The sequence below is a fragment of the Microcystis viridis FACHB-1342 genome (assembly GCF_014698335.1).
Classification (GTDB): domain Bacteria; phylum Cyanobacteriota; class Cyanobacteriia; order Cyanobacteriales; family Microcystaceae; genus Microcystis; species Microcystis ichthyoblabe_A.
In genome coordinates, this window is record NZ_JACJSV010000032.1 from 14,626 (window position 1) to 32,727 (window position 18,102).

The 18,102-nt window shown below is 41.4% G+C and carries 15 protein-coding genes; 7 read left to right on the forward strand and 8 right to left on the reverse strand.

Annotation, left to right across the window (positions count from 1 at the left end; genetic code table 11):
* Positions 1-206 precede the first annotated feature (206 nt).
* On the reverse strand, positions 207-659 hold the full coding sequence (locus tag H6G40_RS12035) for a hypothetical protein (protein WP_002737059.1): 453 nt from the start codon (positions 657-659) through the stop codon (positions 207-209).
* A 231-nt stretch (positions 660-890) separates the two neighbouring features.
* On the opposite strand from H6G40_RS12035, the gene H6G40_RS12040 reads away from it, so the two are divergent.
* The 5 genes from H6G40_RS12040 (at position 891) to H6G40_RS12060 (ending at position 5,754) form a co-directional block, all read left to right on the forward strand.
* Complete coding sequence (locus tag H6G40_RS12040) at positions 891-1,742, forward strand: alpha/beta fold hydrolase (protein ID WP_002736085.1); 852 nt, start codon at positions 891-893, stop codon at positions 1,740-1,742.
* 337 nt (positions 1,743-2,079) lie between these two features.
* Complete coding sequence (locus H6G40_RS12045; RefSeq protein ID WP_002757875.1) at positions 2,080-2,388, forward strand: DUF6679 family protein; 309 nt, start codon at positions 2,080-2,082, stop codon at positions 2,386-2,388.
* A gap of 159 nt (positions 2,389-2,547) precedes the next feature.
* Positions 2,548-3,009 carry a cupredoxin domain-containing protein gene (locus tag H6G40_RS12050; protein WP_002735338.1) on the forward strand — a complete coding sequence of 154 codons (462 nt, stop codon included), beginning with the start codon at positions 2,548-2,550 and terminating at the stop codon, positions 3,007-3,009.
* A complete protein-coding gene (cax, locus tag H6G40_RS12055) occupies positions 3,006-4,091 on the forward strand; it encodes a calcium/proton exchanger (RefSeq protein ID WP_002735957.1) in 1,086 nt (361 codons plus the stop codon). The genes H6G40_RS12050 and cax overlap by 4 nt, the downstream gene beginning before the upstream one ends.
* Before the next feature lie 43 nt (positions 4,092-4,134).
* Positions 4,135-5,754, forward strand: coding sequence for a S8 family serine peptidase (locus tag H6G40_RS12060; RefSeq protein WP_069474353.1), 1,620 nt, complete (start codon positions 4,135-4,137; stop codon positions 5,752-5,754).
* Positions 5,755-5,848: 94 nt separating this feature from the next.
* Here the strand turns inward: H6G40_RS12060 and H6G40_RS12065 are convergent, their stop codons facing one another.
* The 6 genes from H6G40_RS12065 to H6G40_RS12090 form a co-directional block, all read right to left on the reverse strand.
* Positions 5,849-7,111 (reverse strand): DNA cytosine methyltransferase, encoded by a 1,263-nt coding sequence (locus tag H6G40_RS12065; RefSeq protein WP_069474352.1) that lies wholly within the window; start codon positions 7,109-7,111, stop codon positions 5,849-5,851.
* 85 nt (positions 7,112-7,196) lie between these two features.
* The gene (locus H6G40_RS12070; RefSeq protein ID WP_002736282.1) at positions 7,197-7,835 is read right to left on the reverse strand and encodes a HEPN domain-containing protein; all 639 of its coding nucleotides are present in this window, start codon (positions 7,833-7,835) and stop codon (positions 7,197-7,199) included.
* 13 nt (positions 7,836-7,848) lie between these two features.
* The gene (locus H6G40_RS12075) at positions 7,849-9,090 is read right to left on the reverse strand and encodes a DUF262 domain-containing protein (protein ID WP_002737003.1); all 1,242 of its coding nucleotides are present in this window, start codon (positions 9,088-9,090) and stop codon (positions 7,849-7,851) included.
* An 88-nt stretch (positions 9,091-9,178) separates the two neighbouring features.
* The gene (guaA, locus tag H6G40_RS12080; RefSeq protein ID WP_002737357.1) at positions 9,179-10,804 is read right to left on the reverse strand and encodes a glutamine-hydrolyzing GMP synthase; all 1,626 of its coding nucleotides are present in this window, start codon (positions 10,802-10,804) and stop codon (positions 9,179-9,181) included.
* Positions 10,805-11,162: 358 nt separating this feature from the next.
* Complete coding sequence (cbiD, locus tag H6G40_RS12085; protein WP_002737891.1) at positions 11,163-12,290, reverse strand: cobalt-precorrin-5B (C(1))-methyltransferase CbiD; 1,128 nt, start codon at positions 12,288-12,290, stop codon at positions 11,163-11,165.
* Positions 12,291-12,661: 371 nt separating this feature from the next.
* Positions 12,662-14,899 carry a sensor histidine kinase gene (locus H6G40_RS12090; RefSeq protein WP_042790772.1) on the reverse strand — a complete coding sequence of 746 codons (2,238 nt, stop codon included), beginning with the start codon at positions 14,897-14,899 and terminating at the stop codon, positions 12,662-12,664.
* Positions 14,900-15,251: 352 nt separating this feature from the next.
* Here H6G40_RS12090 and H6G40_RS12095 point away from each other — a divergent pair, with 352 nt between their 5' ends.
* The gene (locus H6G40_RS12095) at positions 15,252-15,884 is read left to right on the forward strand and encodes a response regulator (protein WP_002737320.1); all 633 of its coding nucleotides are present in this window, start codon (positions 15,252-15,254) and stop codon (positions 15,882-15,884) included.
* 119 nt (positions 15,885-16,003) lie between these two features.
* Complete coding sequence (locus tag H6G40_RS12100; protein WP_002735706.1) at positions 16,004-16,756, forward strand: Uma2 family endonuclease; 753 nt, start codon at positions 16,004-16,006, stop codon at positions 16,754-16,756.
* 186 nt (positions 16,757-16,942) lie between these two features.
* Here the strand turns inward: H6G40_RS12100 and H6G40_RS12105 are convergent, their stop codons facing one another.
* Positions 16,943-18,007, reverse strand: a complete 1,065-nt coding sequence (locus H6G40_RS12105) for a pentapeptide repeat-containing protein (protein ID WP_002737309.1) — start codon at positions 18,005-18,007, stop codon at positions 16,943-16,945.
* Positions 18,008-18,102: the final 95 nt, after the last annotated feature.

The following is an 18,102-nucleotide window of genomic DNA, read 5'->3' on the forward strand; positions in this document are numbered from 1 at the left end:
GGGGGGACTAAGGGGGGATCGAACCTAAAATCCATTTTTAATTTAATTATAACCAGCTACTTAATTTGGGAGTTATATCCCTATTAATTTAACTTTCCTGGGGCGGAAATTACCGTTAATTGACTAAAACGTTACAATTGTCGATCGATCTCAAATAAATCTCGATCGCGATAATATAATTGTGGTCTGATCGCCCTCAGCTAGAGCTAGTAAATATAAATAGCACCCTGTTGATTGAGGTTAAAGGTGGTATAACCGGGGGTACTCCCCGGAACTTTGGTGACAGTAATCGTGACTAAATTATCTTTATTGACTTCTACGGCATAGATTAAACTAGAAGAATCGGGATCCGAGGCGGCATTAGCCCGATTAATCAGAATATATGCTGGAATTACGAAACCTTTTAGGGTTGTCTCCGTACCAGGAGATAATAATTGGGGAGAGGAATCAATATTGGCCGATAGGTCATAATTGAGGTCAATATCGGTTTGATTGATAATTTTAATCTCCACAGGACGACTCATATTCACCCTAGCGACAGGCTGCCAAGGACCCGGTTGAAAGGTGGTAGCGGGGGGATTTTGAGCGGGTAAAGAGGGGGGAAAAACTAATCCCAGACTGAAGACGAGGGAAAGAGTTAAAAAGCGATCGCATTTCATAGATAAATCCTGGTCTAGGGTTGTCATCCTATTTTAGGGAGGTATCCCCAGTGTTTTATACTTAAAGTAGAAGCTTTTGAAATTGTCTATAGCATTGATTGATCAGCTATCAGGGAAAATCCTAAGCTTCCCTGATTTTGCTCTATAAACAAGGCTAAATACACCGATTTTTCTCTAGAAGTTTCCCTAGTAACCCCTATCAACGGTTTAACTTAGGTTGAGATTGATTATATGCCTACCATCGACATATCGGGAGTATCCCACAGTTACGAGTTATTTTCGCCCCAAGCGGATAAACCGGTTTTAGTCTTTATACACGGTTGGCTGCTGAGTCGTCACTACTGGCAGCCTTTGGTAGATATTCTCTCCCCAGACTATCCCTGTCTAGTTTATGATCTCCGGGGCTTTGGCGACTCCCAAAAAATCACCTCTAACAGTCCTCCTAGCAGTTATAACCTTGAATCCTACTCCCAAGACGTTATTACCCTTCTTAACCGCTTAAACCTCGATGCTGCTTGGTTAGTCGGTCATTCCCTCGGTGGTAGTGTTGCTTTGTGGGCCGCGGATAGCTGTCCTGAACGCATTAAAGGGGTAATCTGTATGAATGCCGGCGGCGGCATCTATCTAAAGGAGGAATTTGAGCGATTTCGGGAAGCCGGAAGACAGATTTTAGAGAGAAGACCGCCTTGGTTGCCCCGTGTTCCCTTGATTGATGTTTTATTCTCGCGGATGATGGTCAAGCAAACCCTAAGTAAAAAATGGGGCAAACAGCGAGTGATTGATTTTGTCCGGGCCGATTACCAAGCGGCCCTGGGGTCACTTTTGGAAACCACCACTATCAGCGAAGTTCATCTTTTACCCCAGATTGTCTCCCGTCTCCCGCAGCCGGTCTATTTTCTGGCGGGGAAAGAGGATACGATTATGGAAGTTAAGTACGTTAACCATCTGGCCAGTTTTCATCCCTTGTTTGAAACTGGCGGCAACGTGATTGAGTTATCCGATTGTGGTCACTTTGCCATGCTCGAACAAACAGCAGCGGTGGCCGAAAAGATGATGGCTATTTTAAATCAGCATCGGGGTTAGGGGGTTTAAGTGTTGAGGTTTTAGTGGAAATTTCCCTATCTCCCCATTTCCCGATTCCATCCACAGATACTGTTATGAAGTGAAAATTTATGTAACAATGACTCTATAAGGGCGATTTTTTACCGATCGCCGAGGCCGTCTATTAATCGAATCGATGTCTTTGAAGAACGTAGTCCCAAACTGGAAACCTGACTTTCCTTTCCCATTCTTGCCACTACTAGCGGAATTTTTCTCCTTTTTGTGTTACCCACGGGAATTCTTGAGCTATTGCTGAGATTGGCATTTTGTCACTTCCCGTTAGTTAAATCCAACAAAAGAAGCTGTTTAGGAGCAATTTATGTTACACCGCAAGATTTATCAATTCTGTATGGATGGTCAGGAAGTCTGCATTTTCTTGCGCGATCAGCAAAGATGGATCGATAATGCTCGTATTGTCGATCTAGAAAGCGATCTCGTCACCATTCGCTACGAAACAGAAGAAGAAGACGAGATTAGTTCTTGGGAAGAAATGGTGCGTTTAGAAAGTATCGGTGCGGTGAGCAGAAAACTGGCCTCCGTGTCGCGGACGAATCCTGATATTAATGTCTCGGAAGATTGTCCAGAAGCAGAACAACTTTATCCCCATTCTCCCGATAGCTTAGATTAATTTTGTCGATTTAAATTACAGTGGCTAGAAGTCCCGAGGTTTGAACAGTGGCCAAGGGACTTTGAGGGAATGGAAGGGAAGAGAGCCGCTAAGAATCGCCACTTGTTCTAAAATTATCGTCAAAGCCGCCAGATTTTCTCTATAAGCTGCAGGAGCAAAATGAATTCTAATCCCTACTTCCCTGTCCAGGATATCTATCAAAAATTTGTGGCAGTAGTAATAGTTTTAATTAGTTGTTGGTTAGTGACTTTTCCCGCCTTCGCTGCATCCGCCCCTCTAGAAGTTAAAATTAGTCTAGGCTCCGGGCAAGGAGAATTAAAATTCTTTCCTAGTCAATTAGACTTTATTGCCGGACAAAAATACAAATTAATCCTCGATAATCCCAGTCCTACTAAACATTATTTTACCGCTAAAGACTTCGCTGATGCTAGTTGGACCCAGAAAGTTGAAGCGGGAAAAGTGGAGATTAAAGGGGCAATTCACGAACTAGAATTAAAACCTAATGCACAGGCGGAATGGGTGATAGTTCCTCTCAAAACTGGTAAGTATAAATTAATCTGTACTATTCCGGGTCATGCCGAAGCGGGAATGGTGGGAGAAATTGCCATTAATAACCCATGAATTTAAGAAAAATTGTCTCCTTTGCTTTCCTATTATTTATTCCCCTATCGGTGGTCGCTAGTCGTCTTAATTGGGGAGATCAAGCTATTTTTATTACTGCCGCTTTATCGATCATTCCCCTGTCAATTTGGTTAAGTACGTCTGTGGAAAGAGTTGCCGTAGTAACCGGGCCAACTTTGGGAGGATTAGTTAATGCTATCTTTGGCAATACTACCACTTTAGTTATTGCCTTAATTGCCCTAAAAAAAGGCTTGGTGGACATCGTACAAGCCAGTATTACTGGCAGTATTCTCAGCGATTTATTATTATTTATGGGCATGGGAATGCTCACGGGAGGAATTCGCTACAAAGAGCAGGAATTTAAACCGATTTTAGCGCGGGTAAATGGTTCTTCCATGACTTTAGCAGTAATAGCGATCGCTTTACCAACTTTGGTAATATATACTTCTAACGTGGTGGAAGTTGCCGATATTCTCAGTCTTTCCCTAGTCACCGCCACGGTTTTATTAATAGTTTACGGGTTAACTTTATTATTTTCCCTGAAAACCCATAGCTATCTCTACGAAGTGGGATTAAGTAACGAAAATACCCCCGACAATCAGGTTAGTGAGGAAGAAAAAGCTCAAGTCTGGATTTGGTTACTTGTGCTGCTTACTTCCACCGTAGCTGTAGCCTATGAGTCGGATTTATTTGTTGATGTAGTGGAATCGGTGATGGAAGGATTTAATCTCACTCCTCTCTTTATCGGGGTGATTTTTATTCCTTTAATTAGCGATGTTTCTGGAATAGTTACCGTCACTCAATTAGCCCTAAAAAATCAGATGGATTTAACGGTTTCTGTGGCTATGGGTGATAGTTTATTGGTGGCTTTATTCGTGGCACCTTTATTAGTTTTTATCGGTCAATTTTGGCAGCAGCCGATGGATTTAAATTTTAATCCCTTTAACGTGGTGGCTTTAATTGTAGCGGTGGTTGTCACTAATTTAATCAGCTTTACCGGTCGTTCCAATTGGTTAGATGGAACCCTATTACTAGCCACCTATTTAATCTTGGCAGTAGCTTTTTATTACCATCCCACCTAGCCAAAAAAGAGATTCCGGTATTTTCTGAGATTTCTGTCTTAGAATGGATCGGTATCACCTTACTGCCGCAGGATTGCTGATGATGAAAAGAGGGTTTTGGTTTGTCGTCGGGTTAGTAGTAACGATAATTCTGCTTCCTTCCCTAGTTCTTTCTAATTCCATCGGTGAACAGGGAATTTATGCCGATCGCCTGCGGGCGGAACCCTATAATTTATTAGGGCGAAAAATTGCCATCGGTCAAGTGGAAATCGGACGACCGGCTCAGTTCGGTTATGATAAAGTGGCGGCTTGGCAGCCTCCCTATAAATTAGCTGGTGTTTTTTTTCGCGATCAAATTGCCAAACCCAACACCTATCTAGATAATCACGCCGCTATGGTGGCAACGGTGATGGTCAGTGATGATAAAAAAATCCCCGGAGTAGCCCCAAAAGCGAGATTATATTCGGGGGCGGTGGGTTCTTTGCGACGCGGCGGACAACCGGAAGAATGTCTTACCAGTCAAAATATTGCCCGACAAAATAGCGGTGATGTGCGAGCAATTAACTTTAGTTTTGGGGAATCTTTGCAAAGAGATCAACGACAGGAACCAAAATTAGATGGTCAAGCTTTATTAACTCAATGTGTTGATTGGTCATCGCGAGTTGAGGATGTTCTTTATGTAATTGCTGGTAATCAAGGTAAGGGAGGAATTCCCATTCCCACCGATCATTTTAACGGCATTACTACCGCTTATACAGCGAAAAGAGAGGGAAAATTTACTAAAGTTGATTTTGCTAATATTAGTGCTTTGCCAGTGGGTATTGGTCGCAGTTTAATTAAACGGGAAATTAATGATGGTTCGCGGCGGTCAATTAATTTAGTTGCCCCCGGCAATAAAATAGAGCTTTATGATCTCAAAGGTAAATTAAATACTGTTAGTGGCACCAGTTTCGCCGCTCCTCATATTACGGCATCGGTGGCACTTTTACAAGAATACGGCGATCAACAAATTAATCAAAAAAATCCCCATTGGAGTCTCGATTCTCGTCATCATCAAGTGATGAAAGCAGTAATGCTTAATGCTGCCGATAAAATTAAAGATAAGGGCGATGGGTTACGATTAGGTATGAGACGGACGGTCTTAACTAAAGACCAAAAAACTTGGTTAGAGTCCGATGCTTATAAAGACCCGAAAATTCCTTTAGATATGCAGATGGGGACGGGACATCTTAACACTTTTCGCGCCTACCAACAGTTTAGTAATGGTCAATGGTCGGCCGCAGAATCTATTCCTGCTATTGGTTGGGATTACACTACAGTTACCGCTAATGGTTATCAAGATTATGCCCTAGAGAATCCCTTAAAAGCTAATAGTTTTGTTTCGATAACTTTAGCTTGGGATCGTTTGGTAGAACTAATCGATACTAATCGTAATAATCTCTATGATATCGATGAAAGTTTCCAGGATCGCGGCCTGAATAATTTAGATGTTTATCTTTTACCTGCTCAGGAGGATAATAATGCTAAATACACCTGTGCTTCCCTGAGTGATAGTGATAGTTTAGAGCATATTTTTTGTCCTGTCCCCATCTCTGGAAACTATAAAATTCGGGTTCAATATCGTCAACAAGTTAACGAGAAAGAACAAGCTTTTGCTCTCGCTTGGTGGACGGTTCCCGAATAATAAAAATGATAGTAAATTCTGTTTAAAAAGTATAGGAGAGTGAGAAGATGGGAGCGAGTTTGTCAAGTTCGATTGGCAGTTAATAGTACTATCTCTAAGATACACCTCGTTTTCTTTTCGCGATAACATCGTCAGAGATTCCCCAATAGTTTGATGCCTGAGACATATTATATAGCAATAAGTCTTCGGGCATTTTTTCCAAAATAAGCTGGTCGAAATTGGCTGGATTAATATTCATTGCTCCCATCACAGAAGAGCCAAGTTCTTTCGATAATAGCGGAATAACTGCATTACCAATCTCACGAAAACCATGCCATATTGTGCGGTGAAACTGAAACCAATCGGGGAATGTATGTAATCTGGCGGCTTCTCGTACAGTAATACAACGAGGAATAGAATAGTGAATGGGTCTAGGAGCAGTATAGGCCCCTTTGTCACTATTAGTTCCGGCCCGGAGAGTGTTACATAAACCAGTAGGAGAAAGCTTGAAAAAGCGACTTTTTGGTTCCACTGTACCCGGTTCGGTTACGATAAATCTATCAATTGATCTTTGGGTATGAACTGAGCCTATATGTCCATAGATTTTTGTATCTACTATTCTTTGATGGCAAAGTTTAAAAATATCCCCTGGCTGCACTGAATATTTTTTCCTCTTACCACTATAATCTAATTTTGATGCAGGTATGCCTAAATCAGTATCGATAAAGGCAGGTATTAATTCTAAATCTGAAATCGCATCATAGACGCTGGTAAAAGCTGATTTTTTGGCTGAGTTTAAATCGACGGTCTTTGTCAAAGGATATTTAGCCATCGGCACGTCTTTTCGACTACCAATTAAGATTAATCTTCTGCGCTTTTGTGGTGCGCCATATTCACTGGCATCCAGGATTTTAATTGGCTGATTAATTGTATAGCCAATAGCTTCAAATTCAGAAATTAACTCCTCTAAAAATTGTTTGTGTTTACCCGTAGCCATGCCGGGGACATTTTCAAAGATAAAATACTTGGGTTTAATTTCTGCTACAATCCGCAGATATTCAAATACAAGAGAATTTCTAGGATCATCTATTTGTCGTTTACCAATCAATGAAAAACCTTGGCAGGGGGGACCGCCGGCAATTAAACTAACATCGGTGGCATAGCCTTTTAGTTTTAATAATTCCCATATTTCTCTACTTGTTACTTTGGCTATATCCCGGCAAATAGTTTGACAATAGGGAAAGTTAAAATGATGAACCAAGGAATGGACTGCATCAAACTCCACCGCTACAGCAATATCAAATCCCGCCGCTTCTAGACCAAGGGACATCCCACCGCAGCCGGCAAATAAATCGATCGCAATTGGTCTATGTTTCACTTTGATGATTAGCTCTCTATTGTCTGCCTTTTATTATACTGTATTTCTGATATAATTAACAATTTAAGTTTTATTAAGAGTGGAATTACTTGAGCAAGTTAGTAATCAATTGATCGACTTTCTCTAATTCTTGAATAATTTGTTTAACTCTCTCTAATTCGTCGGCAGGGTTAGGCGTTTTTTTCGTTTTTATTCCCGAAGAATGAGCGATTTCACCGCGTTCTTCTCCAAAAGTATTCATATTGGCTAACCAAACTTTATCTAAGTCATCACTATCGATGCCGATTGGTAAGAGTAATTTTAATAGGTTAGTTTCCTTAATCCCATGATTTTGATCGATAACTGATTTAAAACATCTAATCACTATGTCAATTTTTTTAGTTATTTTCAGTTTGTCTAGGGAGACATTTTTGTTACCTTTAAGAGGAGTAATGGTATCGGGAGGATTTTCCATTTCTTGACCAGAAAAAGCGATTACACATAACAAAACTCCACTAGCTTTACCTTGATTATCCCAGATATTTTTTGCTGTCTGTACTGTATCCCAAACTCGATCTTCAAGATAAGATTCAATCTCAGCATGAGCAAAAACTCGATAGGCAAAAGTTAAAGCTAATTGTCTTTCAGAATAGTCATTTATCTCGCTGAATTTACGAGGTAGGAATTGTTTTTTGAGTCGATTTAATTCTTTGGTTAGTTGTCTAAATCTTAGAGATTTCGGCATAGTAAAAAAACAACTATCTTAACCCCTTAAAAATAATACGATTGTCTTCCATCTGAGGAATATTGAAGTTAATATCTAATACTTTTGATAAAGCTTGACCCCATAAATTAAAACGATTGTAAGTTGCTCTAATACTTTTAGTAGTTTTTTCTACTGAGTTCCTAAATTCATTGTCAGGGTTAGATAATAATTCTTTAAAAGCATTTTCTATCTGTTCTTTGTTTTTCTCGGCAGCTGCTCTAATTAGATCATCGCAAAAGTAAAAAACCATCACATCTAAAATTGCTCGATTGAACTGACTTCGATACTTTCCTTCTTTATATAACCAGAGACGAGAAAAGTTTTTCTCTCCAAAAATATTAATTGTTGTTTGGACAGCTTTTTCAAATTGATCAACAACATTGATAATTTCATCTGAGCGTTTTTCCCATTCTTGATTGAAATTTTGACAGGTTTTATCTAGAAGTATCTTAACATCACCGCGATAATCGGATAAATAATAATGAAAAGCTACATAACGCAATAATATATCAGTGTCGCGCATCCGGAAATCGGGATAGGAAGATTTAAATATTTTCTTTAATGCTTGACTTTCGATCGCTCGATCATCTAAAAAATTAATAAAACCCCCTGGGTGTAATGCTTGTCTTAATTCTTGAGAAGACAAAGGGGTATTTTCCACATTGAGACGCAGAAAAATTTTATGGAGGAAACTCTCCGTTTTCCAATTACGGATAACAATCGTGCGGATAGTTTGATTATCCAGTTGGTCTAAGAAATCATTTAAATTGAAGTCATTTTTTAGATCTTGATATTGGCAGCCATTGAGATTATCTAGAAATTCTAAATCTTTTAAAGTAAAACTATTATTAGGTGTGGCACTGTCACCATAAAACTGTAAAATTGTTAGTAGGCGTTGTTTGCCATCAAGAACGATAAATTTACCTTTTTCCTTATTATTAGCAGCTAAGACAATCAGTGGGACTGGAAACCCTAGAATTAGGGATTCAATAAATCGACTTTTACGAGTAATATTCCAAGCATCTCGTCTTTGAAAGCGCGGATTGAGTTGAATATTTTCTCGAATTAATTGATCGCGGATCGTTGCGGTAGTCCAATCACTGCTGGCAACAACAGTCTCGGAGATTTCTTTGAGTTGTAGCTTTTTTTGGTTTGCTGATTCTCCTGCAATATCTTCTTCTTCTTCGGCAAAATCCACCGCTTCTCTTTCTTCCAACATCTCTAACTGTGCCATGGTAGTAATTAATCTCCTCAATTGTCTATTCTGCAAAAATCCCGCCCCAATATTTGGACGGGACTAATAATCAATCAATAATTCAATACTACTCCCATTCTATAGTTCCGGGAGGCTTAGAAGTAATATCATAAACCACGCGGTTAACTCCCTTAACTTCATTGACAATACGATTAGAAATTGTCTCCAATAAATCATAGGGAACCCGGGACCAATCGGCAGTCATTCCGTCTTCACTGCTGACTAAACGTAGGACAATAGGATAAGCGTAGGTACGTTGATCTCCCATCACTCCCACACTGCGGACAGGCAATAAAACTGCGAAAGCTTGCCAGAAATCGTGATACATTCCCTGCTTATTAATCTCGTCGCGCACCACCCAATCTGCATCGCGCAAAATATTTAATTTATCTGCGGTGACTTCCCCTAAAATGCGAATCGCTAAACCAGGGCCGGGGAAAGGTTGACGACGAACAATTTCTTCTGGAAGACCGATCGATCGGCCTAATTTTCTCACCTCATCCTTAAATAATTTTCGCAGAGGTTCGACTAATTTAAACCGGAGATTTTTCGGCAGTCCACCAACGTTATGATGACTTTTAATTTTAACCGCTACTCTTTCCCCGGTTTTGGGATCCACATTACTATCGGCCGATTCAATCACATCGGGATATAAAGTTCCTTGGGCCAGATAATCAAAGGGTCCCAAACGATTCGATTCTTCTTCAAACACCTGAATAAATTCATGGCCGATACGACGGCGCTTTTCTTCGGGATCGGTGACACCGGCCACTTGCGCTAAAAATCGCTTTCTAGCGTTGACATACTGGACTCCGATATGGAATTGCTCGTTAAATATCTGCATTAATCGTTCGGGTTCACCCTTACGCATGAATCCCTGATCGATAAACATACAGGTTAGTTGATCACCGATCGCTCGATGCAAGAGGAATGCTAAGGTAGAGGAGTCCACACCGCCGGATAAAGCCAATAAAACTCGCTTATCGCCCACTTTTGCCCTAATTTCTCGGATCGATTCCTCGACAAAAGCTTCCGTGGTCCAAGTGGGTTCGCATTTGCAGATATGATAGACGAAATTGCGAATTAAGGCGATTCCTCCCACAGAATGGACAACTTCCGGGTGAAACTGCACTCCAAAGAGTTTTTTCTCGTGATCGGCAATGGCCGCACAATCGGTATTATCGGTATGAGCGAGAATTTCAAAACCCGCAGGCAATTCCACGCAGGAATCCCCGTGACTCATCCAAGCGGTGGAACCGTCCTCGACATTGGTTAATAAATCGGTAGGATCGTTGATAAATAGGGATGCTTTGCCGTATTCGGCCCGTTTTGCCCGTTCTACCCTGCCCCCTAACTGCTGTACCATCAATTGCATCCCGTAGCAAACTCCGAGGATGGGTACACCTAAATTCCAAATTTCGGGATCACAGTGGGGCGCTCCAGGATCATAGACGGAATTGGGACCGCCCGAAAGAATTATTCCTTTCGGGTTGATTTGGGCTAATTGTTCGGCGCTGGTACGATAGGAGAGAACTTCGGAGTAAACGTTCGTTTCCCGGATTCTGCGGGCGATTAATTCAGAATACTGGGAGCCAAAGTCAAGAATGATGATTATTTGACGATTAAGGCTATTAGTGAAGGACTCTGAGGGCAAAGTCTCTTGGGGGGTGGGAAGGGGGGTTTGAGTTGTCACTACGATCAAGAAAAGAAACTGGCAGGAAAAGGTTAAAGATTTGTAAACTAAATCGGCTATTTTTCTGAAAATAAGCTACAATAGCATCGCCTTATTAGTTTCATTTTTTAAGACTAAATAGGGCTTGCTGAATAAATGTGAAATGTAGGCAAAGTAAGGGTTTTGGGGCTTTACGAGCGAAACAGGTGCAAGATTTTGAGAGAATCGTCGTTCAAAACCTTGCGTCTTCATCGGCCCGCGTCCTGTAGGGGCGAAGCATTCGGGCAATAACCTATCGGTGAAACCGTAGATTTTCTATCCGAATGCTTCGCCCGTACTTTTTCAGCAAGCCCTAAATATTCCCACGATCATAGCACAGTCACTGGGGAGTAACTGGTAGATTTTGCAAAAATTTAAGGCCATTTTCGCTTTTGCTGATCAAAGAACGAGAGCGATCGAATAAAATACAACCGACCCCAAGATGACCGTTACTGTGGTTATAAACGTATTCTTGGCAACGGCGATCGATAGTATTAGCCATTTCTCCATAGATGCGTTCCACCCAATTATCTCCCGTTTGCCGGTCTAATTGACGCAGATATTCCAGACCGTTTTCGCTGGTGCTGCTGTCAAAAATTTGCTGGAGATGGGGGGTAGCTAAACCCATTTTAGCGGCGTAGGCGGTAAGAATTTCCCGACGACCATCGGCGAGATGATGGTGAGTCTGAAAGATTCCCCCGGCAAGTTTAATTAATTTACCGTGATAACCAAACAAAAGAATTTCAGAGATTCCCTGTAATTGTGCCTCTAATAACATCGGCCCGATCCAATTGGCTGTTTTTACCAAAATATCAGGATTAATACCCATTTGAGGGGCTAAATCTAAGCCATTTTCCCCGATACAAAACACCAAGCGATCGAAACGAAGAGATAAAATTTTTAATTGCTCGCGAAAGATTTCCAACTGTCCGGGAGCGCTGAGGGGTTGGGAAATGCCGGTGGTACCCAACAAAGATAATCCCTCTACCACCCCAAAAGCGGCGTTAGAAGTCCTTGTGGCCAGTTTTTTGCCTTCTGGCAGGATAATCGTCACTTTGATGCTTTCTTGGGGCAGTAACAGGGGTCTGAGGTTTTCTTGCAGCAGACGCTGGGCATAACTATAAATAGCTGATTTTCCGCTATTATCAATCTGTAGGCCGATTCCTGCGCCTCCTTGAATCTCTATCTCTTGATTACCTGTTTTTCTTTCTACTAACGCCCATATAGGGGTATTTCTAGTTAAATCTAAATTGTCCCCTGGATCGCTGCGGGTGATAGCTAGGGCAGCATCGGGGTTAAGTTGGGCAACTTGTTCGATGGCAATTGTAACGGTTTCTGGCGGTTCTAAAAGATTAAAAGTAACGGAATTTAGCTCATTTTCGCCGTGGAGATGCTGGAGAGATGCGATCGCACTGGCACAGGCAAAAACTGGTAAAGTGTAACCCGGACGGGGTGGGGAGATAGACATGAATAGGGTCGATAGCCAATCAAATTAGCCGTGATCTGATTATAGAACTAGGGGGCAACCGCTGCTATTTTTGATGATTGTTTGACATCCTCACCACCGGGGGTGAGCGCATCTCAAACGCTATTGACAATTGGCCAATTTTGTGATCCTTGTGAGAATTTCAAGGGATACTAGCAATCAGAATAGTTACAAACTCGACCTATTTGGTCGATTGTTGCTTAACAATTGAGATGGCAAATTCTCCTCAAATATGCCTTAATTGTCGGTAGGCAACCCACATAAAATGGCTAATTCAAGTCTAAATTGGCGATTCTATATACCCCAGAGTCCCAGAAGAGCGATAAGCAGAATCATCTCGATCCCGTTACAAATCACTGATTACTGTTGACTAACTCCTGCTTAATTACTCTAGAATTTTGATGAGCAAGGGGTAAAGTAAACCAAAACTGTGAACCAACCCGCGGGGTACTTTTTACTCCAATTCTCCCAGAGTGAGCCTCGATAATTTGCCGACATTGGTAGGAACCTAAACCAATCCCCGTTAGGTGTTGATTATGAAGATTTCTTACATATAAATGGAAAAGATGTTGACATTGTTCCTCATCCATGCCAATACCATTATCGCTTAAAGTGCAGTAGAGCATATCTTGGTCAATACGAGCATCTAAAGCTAATTGAATTGGTGAAGGATTATGTTTTAAGGCATTATTTAATAATTGTTCAAAAACACTTCTTAGCTGACAAGGATCGGCATCAATAGCGGGTAAGTTATCGGGGAGAAGATTAATAAAAGTAGCTTGGTATAAATCAAAATCTTTTTGCCAATCTTTCAGCCAAATTTCCACCTGTTCTTTTAAAAATAGAGGTTGACGATGCAAGATTAAAGGCCGTTCTTCAGCAAAATGATTTTCTGATAAAGCATTAATTAAAGTTAATTGTCGATCGCAACTACGCACCACCTGATCGAGCATTGCTCGCGAGATAGTTACTTTTTCTGTTTGCCGACACTGGAAATTTTTTAATAACATCACTAATCCCATAATCGAAGTGCGTAGATCGTGGGATACTGCCTGTAAAAAAACCGTTTTCATTTCGTATAAACGCTGAATTTCCCGGACTTTTTCTCGCAGTTCTAGGGTTCTAGCTGCCACTTCCTGTTCTAAATTATTATTCAAGCTTTGCACCCTCTGATATAGTTGCGCTTGGCCGATAGCGATACAAACTTGGGTGGCTAACTGTTCTAATAATTTGACCTCGCTTTTTTGCCAATGACGGGGATGGGAATATTGATGGACAACTAAAGCACCTAAATGTTGATTATTAACCGTTAGAGGTAAAACTAAAGAGGATTTAACTTGCAGGTATTCATAATAACCCTTGAGAGTGGGCAGCGTTTGCACCTTAGCGGTATTATCAGCAATAATTAACTTATCTAAAGAAAATAATTGTCCCAATTCTTCCAGTAATTCTGGTTCGGGAAACCAACCCATCAGCGAGGGAATCTCGGGACGACGGGACTCAGCGATTACCTTAGACCAACCCCGCTCTTGACAGTGACCGATATAGACTTGATCGGCATCGAGAAAATTTCTGATTTCCCCAACAATGGTATTTAAAACTTGATCTATATCTAAAGATTGATGGACTTTTAAAGCAACTTGTGTGACTAAATGTTCCCGTTCTAAAGTTTCATTTAAAGCTCGATCGATCTGTTGTCTTTCGGTAATCGCCGCCGATAAAAACAGAGAAGTTGACATGACAATGACCAAAAAGATTTGTAAGATCAGGACACCTCTGGTATGGTCGGGGGCTTGTAGGATAAAAGGACTGATTCCCCCGACCAATCCCATCAAAGCTAAAATAGATACTAAAAAATTGGCTATTACCGCTCCCCAGGTCTGAAAACGCATAGCAGCCCAAACCACAAAAGGAAAAGGCAGATATTCGAGGTACTGCACCATACTCCAATCGGGGTTAAGAAAATCCTGTTGACCACCAAAAACCACGAAAGTCACCACCGTTAGCAAACTCATACAAAGTAATGCCTCGCCAAGGCGTTGGGGTTGCCGGGGTTCCCGCAGGGAGTGACGATTGAAGCAAAAACGCAACAGCAGCGGCGTGGTCATTAAGATCCCTGTACTATCTCCGAGCCAGATCATGCCCCAAGACTGTCCAAATTGCCGCCAATCCCAAGTATTTAGCCAACTACGGGCAAAAGTATCGATAGTGGCATTAACTGCCGAGGCCAATAAGGCCGCTAAAAATACCAGTAAGAGAATATCGCGAATACGCTGTAAAGTGGCGGAAAATCTCAGATAATGTAGGAATTGCGCCCCTAACAGAGCCGATACACTGCTACCGAGCGCCGAAAATAGAGCTATGGGCCAACTGCCCCCTAAAAAGAAGGTTAGAAGCAAATCTCCGATAAAAACGCCTAAAACTAGCCTTTTTCCCCCTAAAAAAACAGCAGTTAAGCCAATACCAGCACTCATCCAAATTGGGGCAGGTCGCGACCCTAAATTTAAGCAGAGATAGCCTAGCCAACCAACACCCAGATAAGCTAGGGCAACAAGCACAATTTTAGACCGATCTGATGAAATCCGCAGCATTTTCAGTTATCAGTTATCAGTTATCAGTTATCAGTTATCAGTTATCAGTTATCAGTTATCAGTTATCAGTTATCAGTTATCAGTTATCAGTTATCAGGTTTAAGTTTTAAGTTTTAAGTTATTAGGTTTAAGTTTTAAGTTATTAGGTTTAAGTTTTCAATTTTCAATAAATTTAGTATCTTTCACTGGTCACTGGTCACTGGTCACTGGTTACTGGTCACTGGTTACTGGTCACTGGTTACTGAATCACTGAATCACTGTTAATCTCTCTCCAGATTGCCTAAACTAGGAGTAGTTCTGCTTCATGCAGATGGGTGAAAACCGTACATTTTCCTTTTAGGACTCAAAGATCATGCGGATTTTAATTGTTGAAGACGATCCTTTAATGCAGTTAGGTTTAGAACAAGCGCTCGGTGAACAGCCAGATTTTGAGATCGTCGGTCAAGCTAGTGATGGTCTAGCAGGGGTACAATTAGCCCTATCCCTACGGCCAGATTTAGTGGTCATGGACATCGGTTTACCCCGTCTCGATGGCATTGCGGCAACTAAACAGATTAAGGAGGGTTTAGCTAATGTTCATGTGGTCATGCTCACTTCCCACACTCTCCAACAGGAAGTGATCGCAGCTCTGGCCAGTGGCGCTGATGCCTATTGTATCAAGGGAGCGAGTCTCGATCGCCTTTTGGCCGCCATTGAAGCAGCTAAGGACGGGGCCACCTATTTAGACCCTCAAATTGCCCGTTTAGTCATGGATAATCTCAAACCGCCGGCAGTGCAACCTAATCCCAATCTAGCACTTTTATCGGAGCGAGAAATGGAGGTTTTAAAGTTAATTGTTGAGGGCAAAAGTAACGCTGAAATCGCCGAACAACTTTATTTAAGCACCAATACGATTAAAACCCATGTGCGGGGAATTATGAATAAATTGGCCGTGGACGACCGAGTACAAGCGGCCGTAATTGCCCTGCGATCTGGTATTGTTTAAGGGAAAAATGACGATTTACCCACAGGAATATTCTACCTCAATTGCTACTGCTACAATTGCTCAAAAAATCCCTTCAATGATTTATAATAAGTTGTTGACCTATCTCTGTTGGACTAACCATGACTATCGCTGAAAGCTTACCCCTAGTGGAGTCCCATGTAAACCCTGAGATAATCTTCCCAGAAGGCGAATTTTGGAGTGATGAACCACCCTTGGAAAGTAACCTACATCTACAACAAATTATTTTATTAATTCAGTGTTTAGAATGGTGGTGGCGCGAGCGAGAAGATTATTTTGCCGCCGGCAATTTAACCATTTATTACAGTCCCAACCAGAAAAAGTCAGAATTCTTCCGTGGTCCAGATTTTTTCGTCGTTTTGGGGACAAATCCCAACCCCAACCGCAGAAGTTGGGTAATTTGGCGAGAAGAGGGCAAATATCCCAATTTAATTATCGAAATTCTCTCCGATAGTACCGCCAAAGTTGACCGAGAGGAGAAAAAACAAATTTATCAGGATATATTTCGCACTCCCGATTATTTTTGGTTTGACCCAGAAAGCTTAGAATTTCAGGGATTTACCCTAATTAGCGGTCAATATCAACCGATTACCCCCAATCCCCAGGGATGGCTCTGGAGTCAACAATTAGGCTTATATTTGGGTTTATCTGCCAATAAATTGCGCTATTTTACCTCCAAAGGCGAATTAGTACCCACTCCCGCAGAAGCGGCACAACAGGCAGAAAATCGGGCTGTAGAGGCAGAAAATCGGGTTTTAGAGGCAGAAAACCAAGTCGAGCAAGAAAAGCAAAAAGCGGCGAAATTAGCGGCTAAACTGCGGGAATTGGGCATAGATGCCGAGGAAAATCTCTAATCTTCTTTTTTGATTAGATGACACTGTTTTCCGTCAGCGGTGAGGGGATTTGGTGTCATCTAGAGGCCCCATACTAAATCCGGTTATTAAAAACTGATTATTTATTCTCCCCTTTGCCTTTTGCCTCTTGCCTTTTGACTGTCTTGATATGTAGCCTATACTCAACGGATTTAGTATCATAGTTGACTAATCGCAGAAAGCTCCGCGCAAGCGTAAATTTTCCCGCAATTCCTCAGTCATCCCCACGTTATCGGCAAACTTTGCCCCCTGCACTTTTGCCCCGCTAAAATTCGCTTGAGTGATGTTGACTTCAACCAAATTAGCTCCTTCTAAATTGGAGCCAATTAAATTAGCTAAAGCCAAACTAGAACGGTAAAAATCAGCATAACTTAAATCGGCATTAGCTAATAAGGCTCCGCTTAAATCCGCTCCCTTAAAACTAGCATGACTGCCATTAATTTCGCTTAAATCAGCATCGGTTAAATTAGCCCCCCGCAGATTAGCTTGATAGAGATTAGCCATGCCTAAAGATATGCCACTTAATTCCGCTGCTAGGAGATTTGCCCCGGTAAAATCCGTTAGGGGATTGAGTTCAGCTAATTGGGCTAATTTCAGAAAATCATCACTAACAGCAGCATAAATTCCCTCGATTTGTGTCTGCAATTTCTCTAAATTTTCTGATGCTGCCGGTTGCGGTTCAACTAGAACATTATCTAATTCCACCTGCGATGAACCCAAAGAAATACGACTTAAAAAAGCATCAAATTGATTTTCCATTAGGAAAAATGCTAACTTTCGCTCTAAAATACTATGTTTATTGGGACTTAGATCGTGTTTCCATAATCCCGATGTTTCCGTGATACAGATATCCGCAGCTGTCAGCGAAAATTGCACCGTCAGATGATAAGGTTCTTCCTCCACACTGACGGTTCCTAGGTTAATCCTTTCGAGCGCTCCTGTAAATATTGACTGAGGACTTTTGAAAGATAACCGCCATTGATGATTATTAATACGATTTATGTATAACTCTTGACTAGAAAGAGGATTTGGTGTTAGGTGACAATTAACTAAAAGAAAATCTAATTTTCCTCCTTTTAGTCCCCATTTGATTTCCCCGCCAAGGAGAGATTGAATTTGAGCTTGTAGGTGTAAAGTTAAATATAAATCAAATTTTTGCGAGTCGGTGGCTACTGGTTCTAGGGTTAACGATACACTATCGGGGTAGCGATCAAAGGAAGCTAAAAGACGCATAATCTAAAAAAGAAAAGTCAAAATAAACAGTAAAAAAGTGGTGTTTCTCTGGCCCCAAAGCCGAGAACTCACCCCTATTTAAAACAATAGCTGAT

What these genes read in the sequence shown, in the direction of transcription:
- H6G40_RS12035 (WP_002737059.1), bottom strand. Translation starts at nt 659, where the DNA reads ATGAAATGCGATCGCTTTTTAACTCTTTCCCTCGTCTTCAGTCTGGGA.
- H6G40_RS12040 (WP_002736085.1), top strand. Translation starts at nt 891, where the DNA reads ATGCCTACCATCGACATATCGGGAGTATCCCACAGTTACGAGTTATTT.
- H6G40_RS12045 (WP_002757875.1), top strand. Translation starts at nt 2,080, where the DNA reads ATGTTACACCGCAAGATTTATCAATTCTGTATGGATGGTCAGGAAGTC.
- H6G40_RS12050 (WP_002735338.1), top strand. Translation starts at nt 2,548, where the DNA reads ATGAATTCTAATCCCTACTTCCCTGTCCAGGATATCTATCAAAAATTT.
- cax (WP_002735957.1), top strand. Translation starts at nt 3,006, where the DNA reads ATGAATTTAAGAAAAATTGTCTCCTTTGCTTTCCTATTATTTATTCCC.
- H6G40_RS12060 (WP_069474353.1), top strand. Translation starts at nt 4,135, where the DNA reads ATGGATCGGTATCACCTTACTGCCGCAGGATTGCTGATGATGAAAAGA.
- H6G40_RS12070 (WP_002736282.1), bottom strand. Translation starts at nt 7,835, where the DNA reads ATGCCGAAATCTCTAAGATTTAGACAACTAACCAAAGAATTAAATCGA.
- H6G40_RS12075 (WP_002737003.1), bottom strand. Translation starts at nt 9,090, where the DNA reads ATGGCACAGTTAGAGATGTTGGAAGAAAGAGAAGCGGTGGATTTTGCC.
- cbiD (WP_002737891.1), bottom strand. Translation starts at nt 12,290, where the DNA reads ATGTCTATCTCCCCACCCCGTCCGGGTTACACTTTACCAGTTTTTGCC.
- H6G40_RS12090 (WP_042790772.1), bottom strand. Translation starts at nt 14,899, where the DNA reads ATGCTGCGGATTTCATCAGATCGGTCTAAAATTGTGCTTGTTGCCCTA.
- H6G40_RS12095 (WP_002737320.1), top strand. Translation starts at nt 15,252, where the DNA reads ATGCGGATTTTAATTGTTGAAGACGATCCTTTAATGCAGTTAGGTTTA.
- H6G40_RS12100 (WP_002735706.1), top strand. Translation starts at nt 16,004, where the DNA reads ATGACTATCGCTGAAAGCTTACCCCTAGTGGAGTCCCATGTAAACCCT.
- H6G40_RS12105 (WP_002737309.1), bottom strand. Translation starts at nt 18,007, where the DNA reads ATGCGTCTTTTAGCTTCCTTTGATCGCTACCCCGATAGTGTATCGTTA.